Raw genomic sequence first — 12,285 nt, forward strand, 5'->3', positions numbered from 1 at the left:
CATTTAGGCTTGAACTATGATTTTCTCTCTACATAAATCAACTGCGATGACGGATACACAAGTGGCGAATAATAAATCGCAAGCGCTTAATGTCAAAGGCGATACCGCTGCAGATATGGCGAGTGCTGGCGAGTTGACGTCTGAGAACAGCTTTTCAAAATTATTTTCTCTGTTTAATAGCGATAATAAAACAGATTCTATCGTCGGACAAACAGCCATCGATAGTGCTGAGAATATTGCGGCTGAGAGTACGGAGGATAGTACGGAGAATAGTACACTACCAAGTGCTGAGCCTAGTTTTGACGCGAGTATCAATGATGGTATTGTAGCGGGTCGGATAGAGCACACTAATGAAGTTGAAGTTGAAGTTGAAGTTGAAGTTGAAGTTGAAGTTGAAGTTGAAGTTGAAGCGATAGCCGGCGATGACTTAAGTGTCATGAGTCAAGGTGACAGCGCACTGAAAAATGAAAGCAGTGATGACTTTTTGGCTCGTCTTGAGCAATCATCGATGCTGTTGCAAGGTAAAGCTAACGGTAATGAATTGCCTTTACCTGCCAAGGGGGCGAATATTGCCTTATCGGCATCCGTTAGCATGACAGGCTTATCCATGCTCGATAGTAGCGTTGTAGACGCGACGAATGTGAGTGATGTGAGTGATGTGAGTGATAATGAGCAGACACAAGTATTGGAAGCGAGCGAGTTATCGTCTGATCCAACAGATACTATCACTGCGTCAACGTTAGCTGGTATATCGACAATAGGAGGCCTTACTGACAACAGTCCTCGATTCAATAACGACGATTTTTTAGCTGGTGGTGATTCAATTAATGGTGCTAGAAAAGCAACTTTAGCCACTGATTTTGGCGAAGTAGACTGGGCAAGAAACACCCCTTTTAGTCAATCTAATAGTATGACTGCTGGGGCCAGCAGTGCAGTAACTGAGAGTGATAATGCTGCACTAGAACAGCAGGATATGGCATCGGCTGAACCCATTGAGCAATTAGATTTTGCGCAAATTATGGAGTCTGCACGTAAACAAGAGCCGTTAGACCAAACCATACGTACTTTGATCAAGGCGCCGGCATTAACAGACGTAGAACAGCAAGTATTAGAGAAGCGGGTTAGTCTTAATAACAATCTCGCTAGCTCGGAATTAAATGAAAAAATCGCCATAATGGTAAGCAAAGAATTGCAAACAGCGACAATCCGTTTAGATCCAGCAGAATTAGGCAGTATGAATATCAAATTGGTTGTGCAAAACGATCAGATAAATGTGACAATCCAAACGCAGAATAATCAAAGCCGAGATTTACTTGAACAACAAATGCCGCGATTACGAGAAATGCTACAGCAACAAGGTATGACGTTGGGAGAGACTAAGGTACAAGCCGACAGTGGCCAGCAACACTCTGAATTTCAGCAATCAAGACAAGAAAACGGACAAAAAAATAGCAATAAAGATGCGAATTATACGATAGATTCACAGACTGAAGCCCCTGTTACGACTCCGTATTGGCAAGACTCGGCGAAAGGGGTAGACTTTTACGCCTAAGCTGTTTAGTCAGTGGCAGTAATGAGCACAATAGATAATTCGATTTAAGGACGATAATGGCCGACGATAAAGATTTGAAAATAGACGATAAAGGTAAGGGTAATAAGAAAATTATTATCATTGCGGTAATTTTAGTATTAGCGCTTGTTGGAGGTGCTGCCTTTTTCTTTTTAAGTGATGATAGTGCTGCCGCTGAGAGTTCAGGGGTGGTAACAGAAACCGTCGATAAAACAATTAATGAGACCGCTTATTATGTGGCGCTTCCACGTCCTTTTGTTTTTAATGTCATAGGGTTAAAGCGGGAGCGTTTAGTTCAGATAAAAGTGCAGTTAATGGTACGCGGCAGTGATAATAAAGATTTAGCGAAAGCCAATTTACCGCTGATTGAAAGTACATTATTGCAAGTCTTTAGCGCCACCACTGAGCAACAATTAGCAACCTATCAAGGTAAAGAATTATTGCGCGCGGATTCGTTAACGAATGTGAATGAAATTTTGACTAAATATACTGGAAAAGGGGGGGTTGAAAAAATCCTATTTTCTGGTTTTGTAATGCAGTAGGTTAAGTGTGAGTGATTTATTAAGCCAAGACGAGATTGATGCGCTATTACATGGTGTTGATGATGTTGAAGAAGATGAATTTGACACCGTCGAAGACAGTGGCAGTATTGTGGATTTTGACTTTTCATCGCAAGACCGTATTGTGCGTGGTCGTATGCCAACGCTGGAGTTGGTTAATGAACGTTTCGCTCGTCACATGCGGATCAGCCTATTTAATATGATGCGCCGTACTGCGGAAGTATCAATTAATGGCGTACAAATGCTTAAATTTGGCGAATACGTGCATACGTTATTTGTACCGACTAGTTTGAATATGGTGCGTTTCCGCCCTTTAAAAGGCACCGCGTTAGTGACCATGGAAGCACGTCTCGTCTTTATTTTAGTCGAAAATTTTTTTGGTGGCGATGGCCGTTATCATGCCAAAATTGAAGGTCGTGAATTTACGCCGACAGAGCGCCGTATTATTCAAATGTTGTTAAAGATAGTCTTTGAAGATTATCACGAAGCATGGGCGCCTGTTATGGACGCAGAGTTTGAATACCTTGATTCGGAAGTAAACCCGGCGATGGCTAATATTGTTAGCCCGACTGAGGTTGTTGTCGTGAGCTCATTCCATATCGAGCTTGATGGTGGCGGAGGTGATTTTCATATTACCATGCCGTACTCGATGCTTGAGCCGATCCGTGAATTACTCGATGCGGGTGTGCAAAGTGACAAAGAAGATACCGATGAACGCTGGAGTTCGGCGTTACAAGAAGAGATCTTAGATGTACCAGTAGAACTGAGTACTAAGTTACTTGAAACTGAGCTGACAATAGGGCAAATTATGGAATTAAGAGTAGGGGATATTATCCCGATTGAGATGCCTGAAGAACTCACCGTATTTATTGAAGATTTACCCAGTTATAAAGCCAAACTGGGTCGAAATAAAGATAATGTAGCGGTTAAAATTAGCAGAAAACTGAAAGTAAGTAATTTAACTAAATCTGATATTGACCGTGTGGTATTACGTGGTGGATTAATTAATGCAGACGATAAAAATAAGGTATAGAAATGAGTGAAGATCAAGATCAGATGGCCAATGACTGGGCCGCTGCAATGGCCGAGCAAAGCCATGTTGAAGCGACGGAGTTAGAAGATTTTAGCAATGATGACAATGCATTCTCGCCTGGACAACAGCATAAATTAGATAGTATTCTTGATATTCCGGTTGTGATTTCAATGGAAGTTGGTCGTAGTAAAATTAGTATTCGTAATTTATTACAATTAAATCAAGGCTCTGTTGTTGAGCTTGATCGTATAGCTGGTGAGCCGCTTGACGTAATGGTTAATGGTACACTTATCGCCCACGGTGAAGTTGTGGTAGTCAATGACAAATTTGGTATTCGGTTAACCGACGTCATCAGCCAAACTGAACGTATTAAGAAGCTTAAATAGTATGAACGATATCGATATGTTGCAATGGCTATTATCGTTGCTGGTGGTTATTTCGGTTATTTTGATATTAGCTTTTGTAGCTAAGAAAGCGCGTGTATTTGGCAGTAATAATCAACTGCTACACGTTGTCGCGACGTTACCGTTAGGGCCGAAAGAGCGGATCATGGTGGTACAAGTTGGTTCAGAACAAGTATTGCTCGGCGTCACTGGACAGCAAATTAATTTGCTTAAAGAGTTAGCACAGCCTTTGGATAATAGTCAGCCAGAGCTCAATCCATTTGCGACTAAATTAGCCCTGATGATGAAACAGCATAATGAAAAATAAGTTTACGGTATTACTGTCGCTGGTACTGCTCTTCTTCACCTCCGCTGCATGGGCTGATGATTTTGTGATGTCGGCGGTGAAAGTGATCACGAACAGTGATGGCTCGCAGGAATATTCGGTGTCATTGCAAATTTTAGCCATGATGACGGCGTTTAGTTTTCTTCCAGCTGCGCTGATCATGATGACCTCGTTTACTCGCATCATCATTGTACTGTCTATTTTACGCCAAGCATTAGGTTTACAGCAGAGTCCGTCTAACCAAGTATTAGTTGGTATCACCTTATTTTTGTCTTTTTTCATTATGTCGCCAGTATTTGATCGTATTAATGATAATGCTCTGCAGCCTTATTTGAGTGAAGAACTTACATCGATTCAAGCCTTTGAGCAGGCTAAACTGCCAATGCAGCAATTTATGTTAGCGCAAACGCGTGTGACCGATCTTGATACCTTCATGCGAATTGCAAAAGTGGAAGCCGATTCACCCGAAGAGGTGCCTTTTAGAGTTTTGATTCCTGCTTTTGTGACCAGCGAACTGAAAACTGCCTTTCAAATTGGTTTTATGGTGTTCATTCCCTTTTTGATTATTGACTTGGTGGTGGCGAGTATCTTGATGGCCATGGGTATGATGATGTTATCACCAATGATTGTATCTTTGCCCTTTAAGCTCATGTTGTTTGTTCTCGTTGATGGTTGGAGCCTTATTTTGGGCACGCTTGCCAGCAGCTTTGGATTATGACAACGCTCTTTATAACCACGTTTTCACATAAGGTAATTGTTCAGTTCATCAATCGGTTTATAAGCCGATTCATAAGTAAAAGGCAGTATCATGGCACCTGAAGTCTTTGTAGATATATTTCGACAAGCATTATGGACGGTATTACTGCTGGTCTGTGCGGTTGTTGTTCCAGGGTTATTAGTCGGTTTAGTGGTGTCTGTGTTTCAGGCCGCGACCTCAATTAATGAACAAACATTAAGTTTCTTACCGCGTTTAATTGCCACCTTACTGGCACTGATCTATGGTGCGCATTGGGGCTTTGGTCGTTTGATGGAATTCTTTACCAATATGATACTTCAGATCCCACAAGTTGTAGGTTAATTAGTGGAAATTCTATCAGCTGATATTATGACGTTTATGGCCAGTTATATTTGGCCATTTGCCCGTCTATCTGGCATGGTCATGGTCATGATAGTCAGTGGTGCGAAAACCACACCAGCCATGATCCGGTTATTTTATTGTCTTGCGCTTACCGTGATGGTCGCGCCGGTATTGCCGCCTATGCCCAATGTTGACTTGTTTTCGTTAAGTAGCTTCATGATCATTTTACAACAAAGTTTGATTGGTATTGCCATCGGCTTTGTGACGGTCATGTTGATTCAAACGTTTGTGCTCGCGGGACAGATTATCGCGATGCAAACCAGTTTAGGTTTTGCTTCTATGGCCGATCCAGCATCAGGGCAAATGTCTCCCGTGATCGGTCAAATCTATATTTTATTAGGTACACTGGTTTATTTATCTGTGAACGGTCATTTATTTATGATCGAGACAGTCGTTAAATCCTTTGAGACATTGCCGGTTTCAGCGTCTGGTTTAGTGGCTGTGCAGTATTATGAAATAGCAGGGTGGGTGTCAGTCATGTTCGCTGCGGCACTGAGTATGTCATTGTCTGCGGTTGTTGCTATGTTAGTTATTAACTTTTCGTTTGGTGTGATGACCAAGGCTGCACCGCAACTAAACGTATTTAGTTTAGGGTTCGCGGTGGGTATGGTCGCGGGCTTATTTATTATTTACTTATCATTAAAAAGTTTTGTATTTCATTTTGATGCCCAGTGGCAACGCGCCGGAAAACTGATTTGTTCATTGCTCAATAATGCTTGCGCGTATTAGCTTTACTTATCACATTAGGATAAAGGTATCTCCTCATGGCTGAAAAAGACGGTCAAGAACAAACCGAAGACGCCACCGAGAAAAAGCTCACCCAAGCCAGGGAGAAAGGCCAGGTAGTTCGTTCGAAAGAACTTGCGACGACCTTTGTACTGACGGCGACAGGTATAGCTTTCCTTGCTTTTGGTGATGCGTTGGCACGTGCGCTTGTTATGAATATGACTAGTTTATTTCAGCTTGAACGTGAAGATATTTTCAGACCGGATGCCTTGCTTGAAATTGTTAGCGTGAGTATTAAACCGTTATTTTGGCCATTATTCGGCATCATGATTGTGGGTTTTTTTGCTGGTATTATCGGTAATATTATCATGGGGGGCATGGTGTTTAGTGGTGAATCCATTCGTCCGAAAGCATCCAAAATGTCGCCTAAAGCAGGTCTTAAAAGAATGATGGGCTCACAAGCCATGGTTGAATTGGTTAAATCAATTGCCAAGGTCGCAGTTGTTGTGACGATTGCTTTGCTGGTATTAAAAACTCAATTCTTACAGATCATGGAGTTTAGTCTCCAACCATTGCATATTTCGATTATCCAATCGTTAAATTTTTTGACTGATGTTTTTATTTGGTTGTGCGCATCTTTGATTATCATTGTGGCTATTGACGTACCTTATCAATATTGGAAACACGCCAAAGAATTGCGGATGACCAAACAAGAAGTTAAAGATGAAATGAAAGATGTGAATGGTAACCCACAGTTAAAAAGCAAGATCAGGCAGATGCAGATGGAGATATCGCAACGTCGTATGATGAGTGATGTTCCTGACGCTGATGTGATTATTACCAACCCAACCCATTATTCGGTGGCGTTAAAATATGAAAAATCAGGTAATGCGGCTCCCAAAGTTGTGGCCAAAGGTGTTGACCAGGTAGCTTTCCGTATTCGTGAAATGGCGAAAGAACACAAAATACCTATCTTAGAATCTGCGGCGTTAACCCGTGCTATTTATCATAGCACTGAGATTGATGACACGATCCCTGAAGGGTTATTTATTGCGGTCGCACAGATCCTCGCTTATGTTTATCAACTTGAACAATTTAAGCAACGTAAAGGTAATCGGCCTAAACCGCTGCCCAAAGCCATGGATATTCCAGACGATTTGAAATATTAATGCCATTTTTGTACTAAGACGCTTAATGCTTTTGCCTTAGGTATGATTATTGCTTTATACTAGCGAGCATAAAATTTTGAGGTCTCGTAATGCAAGTAACAGCAAATCTATCGAAAATCTGGGGTAAAAGGGCGAAGGCGCTAGAAAATATCGGCACCCCGATCGTGGTGTTGGCTACGCTGGGCATGGTTGTATTGCCTATGCCTGCATTCCTGTTAGATGTGTTCTTTTCTTTTAATATCGCGTTGTCGTTATTAATCTTACTTGTCTCTGTATACGTAAGAAAACCGCTTGATTTTGCTGCATTTCCTACCGTATTGTTAATTGCAACGTTATTACGCTTAGCGCTTAATGTGGCATCGACCCGAGTGGTATTGTTAGAAGGGCATAATGGGAGTGGTGCTGCTGGAGAGGTGATTGAGGCTTTTGGTTCGGTGGTGATCGGCGGTAATTTGGCGGTTGGTCTTATCGTTTTTATGATTTTAATGATAATTAACTTTGCGGTGGTGACTAAGGGCGCGGGACGTATTGCGGAAGTGAGTGCGCGTTTTACCCTTGACGCCATGCCGGGCAAGCAAATGGCGATTGATGCCGATTTGAACGCTGGTATTATTGATCAAGAACAAGCCAAACTGCGCCGTGAAGAAGTTACTCAAGAAGCTGATTTTTATGGTTCGATGGACGGTGCCAGTAAATTTGTAAAAGGTGATGCGGTTGCAGGTATATTGATTTTATTTATCAATATTATCGGCGGCCTTATTATTGGTATTTCGCAGCATGATCTCAGTTTTGCTGAAGCTGGTGAAATTTACACATTATTGACCATTGGTGATGGTCTGGTTGCGCAGATACCGTCATTACTGTTATCTATCGCTGCCGCGATCATTGTTACCCGTCAAAATAAAGATGAAAAATTGGGCTCCCAAATAAGTAGCCAAATGATTGCGAATCCGGAAGCATTAGCGGTTGTCGCTGTTATTATGACGGTGATGGGGTTAGTACCTGGCATGCCACACCTTGCTTTTATCGGTTTTGGTGTACTTACTGGCATTTGGGCTTGGTGGTTAATGAAAGCTGCAATCCTACGTGAAGAAGAGAAAACTAATATTCCAGACGATGCTGCCATTGACGCGACGTTGAATGATCAAAAAGATCTCGACTGGGATGATGTTAAACCGGTAGACACGATTGGTTTGGAAGTGGGTTACCGCTTAATTCCTATGGTTGATAAAAGCCAGGGTGGTGAGTTATTAAACCGTATTAAAGGTGTACGTAAGAAACTTTCTCAAGAATTAGGTTTTTTGATCCCCGCGGTGCATATTCGCGACAACCTAGATCTGCCACCCAATTGTTATAGTATTAATATTATGGGCGTTTCCAATGGCGAAATTGAAATCTTCCACGATAAAGAGTTGGCTATTAACCCTGGTCAGGTTTACGGCAAGATCGAAGGAATTGAGACCATAGATCCAGCTTTTGGTTTACCTGCATTGTGGATTAACCCGCAACAGCGTGATCAAGCGCAAACCTTGGGTTATACAGCAGTTGACTCCGCCACTGTTGTTGCGACACACTTGAGCCAGTTATTACTGAATAATGCGGCACAATTGCTCGGTTATGAAGAAGTACAAAATTTATTAGATGTGTTAGCGAAAACACATCCGAAGTTAGTCGAAACTTTAGTCCCTGAGATTCTACCGTTAGGGATTGTTGTAAAAGTGCTAAAAGGGCTATTACATGATAATGTGCCAATTCGAGATATTCGTACTATTGTGGAAACGATGGCTGAATATGGCTCGAAAACGCAAGATCCAGAAGTATTAATTTCGGCTTGTCGAGTCAGTTTACGCCGCATGATTGTTCAGGATATTAATGGTCTCGATAGTGAATTACCTGTGGTCACACTGGCGCCCGAATTAGAACAAATATTACATCAGTCTTTACAGGCTGCTGGAAGTGAAGGTGCGGGTATTGAACCTGGATTAGCAGAGCGCATGCAAACATCGTTAACAGAAGTTGCGCAGAATCAAGAATTAGCGGGACAACCAGCGATCTTATTAACGTCTGGCGTATTAAGATCTACATTGGCTAAATTTGTGAAATATTCAATACCATCATTAAGAGTATTGTCTTACCAAGAAGTCCCCGATGATAAACAGATCCGTATTGTCAGTGTTGTCGGTCAATAACACGTTAATAAATTAAAGTAGCGAACAGTACTAAGGATGATAAGTTGAAAATAAAGCGCTTTTTTGCCAAAGATATGCGAGCGGCATTGGCTGAAGTCAAAGAGGTTCTTGGCCCCGACGCTGTTATTATGTCTAACAAAAAGGTCACTGGTGGCATCGAGATCGTTGCTGCTGTGGATTTCTCTGAAAGTAAACCTGCGGCATCGGAACCTGCGGCAGAACGAAAATCTGTAATGAATAAGAAAACCCGTCAACTTTCTGAAGACTCCGTCAATTTATCGGCATCTAAATTCAGTTTCAAAAAGTTAATGACTAGCGAAATGTCACAACAAGCTAGCCCCGAACAAGCAGTGGTAAAAAATGATTCATTAGCGAGCTTATTGGCGCGTCAGCAAGAACATAAACAACAAATGTCGCAAGCAATAAGCAACGAAGATAATCCCAGTGAAAAAAATAACTGGGATACCAGCTTTCTAAAGAAACCTGTGGACCGACGATTTTCGGAACCACCAAAGTCTGCGCCAGCGACACTTGCTCAGCAAAATGAAATGCGTGATGGTATGGTTCGTCAAACACAACACAGTGGTTATAAAGCATTTGAGTCAGCGGCATCAAAAGGTGATAATCAACAAGATATTAGCATGATGAAAGTGGAACTTGCTTCAATCCGAAAACTGCTCGAACATCAAGTATCAGGCTTACAGTGGCAGGAAGTTGAACGTAATGAACCTATTCGTGCTATGTTGATTAAACATCTCGTTAAGATTGGTTTTTCCGAAGAGATTGCAGACCAATTAGTGAATAATGTGGCAGAAAATTGTTCGATTGAATCAGCTTGGGATCAAATTCAAGCGCTATTGACGGATAATATCCTGATTGCACAAGATGATATTTTAAGTAAAGGGGGGGCTGTTGCATTAGTTGGACCCACGGGCGTCGGCAAAACGACAACAATAGCCAAATTAGCGGCAAAATTTGCCATGTTGCATGGTTCAGATAATGTTGCACTGATTACAACTGATACATATCGTATCGGAGCTCACGAACAATTAGCAACTTATGGTCGTATAATGGGTTGTACAGTCAAGGTTGCACGTGACGATGCAGAGTTGGCACAATACTTGTATCAATTACGGAGTAAGCGTTTAGTTTTGATTGACACTGCCGGTATGGGCCAGCGCGATACGCGTTTATCTGAACAGCTTGATACATTAGTCAATAATGACAAAGTCGTGATTCGTAACTATTTAGTTGTCCCTGCAACCGCACAACGTAGGGTCGTAGAAGAAACACTAGAGCATTTTCACCACATTCCGTTAGCGGGCTGTATTTTAAGTAAAGTGGATGAAAGCTTAAGTCTCGGTGAAGTTTTAAGTGTATTAATACAACATCAACTGCCAATTGCTTATATAACAAATGGGCAGCGAGTACCTGAAGATATAGATTCAGCCAATGCTCAGAAATTAGTTAGCATGGTACTGAATAGAGATACACTAGAAGAACAAAACGATACGCATTTTTGGTTAGGCGATGATAAATAGTAATGAATAAAAATAATTTTTTCGATCAAGCAAGTGGTCTAAGACAAATGAGTAATAACAAAAAAGTTAAAGTCATTGCCGTTTCAGGTGGCAAAGGTGGCGTAGGTAAAACTAACGTAACACTAAACATGGCAGTAGCACTCGCGGCACAGGGCAAGCGAGTGATGGTTTTAGATGCCGATCTGGGATTGGCGAACGTCGATGTGTTACTCGGCTTACGCGTACACAAAAATATTTCTCACGTAATTTCGGGAGAATGTACATTAGACGATATTTTGATTGAAGGCCCAAATGGCATTTTAATCGCACCAGCGACATCTGGTACACGCTCGATGGTTGAATTATCGAGGCAAGAGCATGCTGGTTTAATCCGGGCTTTTGGCGAGCTAAAAACACCGATTGATGTGTTATTAATTGATACTGCTGCAGGTATTTCGGAGATGGTGTTAAGTTTCTGCCGTGCCTCACAAGATATCTTGATGGTGGTGTGTGATGAACCAACGTCGATTACCGATGCTTACGCGTTAATTAAATTATTATCTAAAGAGCACGGCGTTCATCGGTTTAAAATTGTTGCCAACATGGTGCGCAGTTTACGGGAAGGCCAAGAGTTATTTACTAAGTTGACACGTGTTACCGACCGGTTTTTAGATGCCACATTAGAACTTGTTGCTTGTATTCCGTTTGATAACTGCGTTCGTCAATCTGTTCGAAAACAAAGAGTTGTTGTAGATGCATTTCCTAAAGCACCCGCTTCTCTTGCGTTTAGAGCACTGGCAAGTAAAGCTGCTACTTGGCCTGTACCGAATAGAGCCGGTGGTCATCTAGAGTTTTTCATTGAGAATCTGTTTGAAAACAAAGCTAGGGTAGAAGATTGAAGTGAATAAGGCATCCGCTTACAGTAGCATCCAGTCGCAACAGAATCACGCTGTTGAGCAATTCGGTTTTTTAGTCAAACGAATTGCTCATCACTTGCTCCTACGTTTGCCACCGAGTGTTCAGTTAGATGATTTAATTCAGTCGGGAATGATTGGATTACTGGATGCAGCGCGCAACTTTGATGGATCTAAAGGAGCTAGTTTTGAAACGTATGCTGGCATTCGTATTCGCGGCTCAATGATAGATGAAATGAGACGTGGAGACTGGGTACCAAGATCGGTGCATAAAAATGGTCGAGATATTGCTGCGGCAATTGACCGGATCGAAAAAAAAACTGGGACGGATGCAAAAGATACTGATATTGCTGGTGAATTAGGCGTAAGCCTGACTGACTACCATAGTATGTTGATGGATGTGAACAGTGGGCATATATTAGCTGTCGAGGATTTGACCGGCGGTAATGAAGACGCTTATTCAGCTTATAAAGGTAAATCAAGTACCCCTTGTGCGGACTTTTCGGAGCAACGTTTTCAGCAAGCATTAGCTGATTGCATTAAAACATTACCTGAAAGAGAAAGCTTAGTGTTATCGCTTTATTACGATGAAGAGTTAAATCTAAGAGAGATTGGGGAAGTGCTTAGTGTCAGTGAATCTCGAGTAAGTCAAATACACAGTCAAGCAATGCATCGTGTTAAAGCGCGGATGCATGCCTGGTCGGATGATTAAGTTTAATGGGTACTATATTATTTAG

At 41.8% G+C, this 12,285-nt stretch carries 13 protein-coding genes; all 13 read left to right on the forward strand.

What is annotated here, in order from left to right:
• Nucleotides 1–16 precede the first annotated feature (16 nt).
• Nucleotides 17–1,552, forward strand: a complete 1,536-nt coding sequence (locus tag MORIYA_RS19775; RefSeq protein ID WP_112718025.1) for a flagellar hook-length control protein FliK — start codon at nt 17–19, stop codon at nt 1,550–1,552.
• Nucleotides 1,553–1,608: 56 nt separating this feature from the next.
• A complete protein-coding gene (gene fliL, locus MORIYA_RS19780) occupies nt 1,609–2,112 on the forward strand; it encodes a flagellar basal body-associated protein FliL (RefSeq protein WP_112718027.1) in 504 nt (167 codons plus the stop codon).
• Nucleotides 2,113–2,119: 7 nt separating this feature from the next.
• Entirely contained in the window at nt 2,120–3,163 is a 1,044-nt protein-coding gene (fliM, locus tag MORIYA_RS19785; RefSeq protein ID WP_112718029.1) for a flagellar motor switch protein FliM, read from the forward strand.
• Nucleotides 3,164–3,165: 2 nt separating this feature from the next.
• Nucleotides 3,166–3,549, forward strand: a complete 384-nt coding sequence (gene fliN, locus MORIYA_RS19790; protein WP_112718031.1) for a flagellar motor switch protein FliN — start codon at nt 3,166–3,168, stop codon at nt 3,547–3,549.
• 1 nt (nt 3,550) lies between these two features.
• Entirely contained in the window at nt 3,551–3,874 is a 324-nt protein-coding gene (fliO, locus tag MORIYA_RS19795) for a flagellar biosynthetic protein FliO (RefSeq protein ID WP_112718034.1), read from the forward strand.
• Entirely contained in the window at nt 3,864–4,610 is a 747-nt protein-coding gene (gene fliP / locus MORIYA_RS19800; protein ID WP_112718036.1) for a flagellar type III secretion system pore protein FliP, read from the forward strand. The genes fliO and fliP overlap by 11 nt, the downstream gene beginning before the upstream one ends.
• A gap of 90 nt (nt 4,611–4,700) precedes the next feature.
• The gene (gene fliQ / locus MORIYA_RS19805) at nt 4,701–4,970 is read left to right on the forward strand and encodes a flagellar biosynthesis protein FliQ (protein ID WP_112718038.1); all 270 of its coding nucleotides are present in this window, start codon (nt 4,701–4,703) and stop codon (nt 4,968–4,970) included.
• Nucleotides 4,971–4,973: 3 nt separating this feature from the next.
• Nucleotides 4,974–5,759: a flagellar biosynthetic protein FliR gene (gene fliR, locus MORIYA_RS19810; protein ID WP_112718040.1), complete on the forward strand. Its 786-nt coding sequence runs from the start codon at nt 4,974–4,976 to the stop codon at nt 5,757–5,759.
• A 35-nt stretch (nt 5,760–5,794) separates the two neighbouring features.
• Complete coding sequence (gene flhB, locus MORIYA_RS19815; RefSeq protein WP_112718042.1) at nt 5,795–6,925, forward strand: flagellar biosynthesis protein FlhB; 1,131 nt, start codon at nt 5,795–5,797, stop codon at nt 6,923–6,925.
• A gap of 89 nt (nt 6,926–7,014) precedes the next feature.
• Complete coding sequence (gene flhA, locus MORIYA_RS19820; RefSeq protein WP_112718044.1) at nt 7,015–9,114, forward strand: flagellar biosynthesis protein FlhA; 2,100 nt, start codon at nt 7,015–7,017, stop codon at nt 9,112–9,114.
• A 44-nt stretch (nt 9,115–9,158) separates the two neighbouring features.
• The gene (gene flhF / locus MORIYA_RS19825; protein ID WP_112718046.1) at nt 9,159–10,655 is read left to right on the forward strand and encodes a flagellar biosynthesis protein FlhF; all 1,497 of its coding nucleotides are present in this window, start codon (nt 9,159–9,161) and stop codon (nt 10,653–10,655) included.
• Nucleotides 10,656–10,657: 2 nt separating this feature from the next.
• Complete coding sequence (locus MORIYA_RS19830) at nt 10,658–11,533, forward strand: MinD/ParA family protein (RefSeq protein ID WP_112718048.1); 876 nt, start codon at nt 10,658–10,660, stop codon at nt 11,531–11,533.
• Between the two features lies 1 nt (nt 11,534).
• The gene (locus MORIYA_RS19835; RefSeq protein WP_112718050.1) at nt 11,535–12,260 is read left to right on the forward strand and encodes an RNA polymerase sigma factor FliA; all 726 of its coding nucleotides are present in this window, start codon (nt 11,535–11,537) and stop codon (nt 12,258–12,260) included.
• Nucleotides 12,261–12,285: the final 25 nt, after the last annotated feature.

The organism is Moritella yayanosii (genome assembly GCF_900465055.1).
GTDB classification, from domain to species: domain Bacteria; phylum Pseudomonadota; class Gammaproteobacteria; order Enterobacterales; family Moritellaceae; genus Moritella; species Moritella yayanosii.

Bases quoted from the DNA above. Each gene is read 5' to 3' on its own strand.
- MORIYA_RS19775 (WP_112718025.1), top strand. From the start codon at position 17: ATGATTTTCTCTCTACATAAATCAACTGCGATGACGGATACACAAGTG.
- fliL (WP_112718027.1), top strand. From the start codon at position 1,609: ATGGCCGACGATAAAGATTTGAAAATAGACGATAAAGGTAAGGGTAAT.
- fliN (WP_112718031.1), top strand. From the start codon at position 3,166: ATGAGTGAAGATCAAGATCAGATGGCCAATGACTGGGCCGCTGCAATG.
- fliO (WP_112718034.1), top strand. From the start codon at position 3,551: ATGAACGATATCGATATGTTGCAATGGCTATTATCGTTGCTGGTGGTT.
- fliP (WP_112718036.1), top strand. From the start codon at position 3,864: ATGAAAAATAAGTTTACGGTATTACTGTCGCTGGTACTGCTCTTCTTC.
- fliQ (WP_112718038.1), top strand. From the start codon at position 4,701: ATGGCACCTGAAGTCTTTGTAGATATATTTCGACAAGCATTATGGACG.
- flhB (WP_112718042.1), top strand. From the start codon at position 5,795: ATGGCTGAAAAAGACGGTCAAGAACAAACCGAAGACGCCACCGAGAAA.
- flhA (WP_112718044.1), top strand. From the start codon at position 7,015: ATGCAAGTAACAGCAAATCTATCGAAAATCTGGGGTAAAAGGGCGAAG.
- MORIYA_RS19830 (WP_112718048.1), top strand. From the start codon at position 10,658: ATGAATAAAAATAATTTTTTCGATCAAGCAAGTGGTCTAAGACAAATG.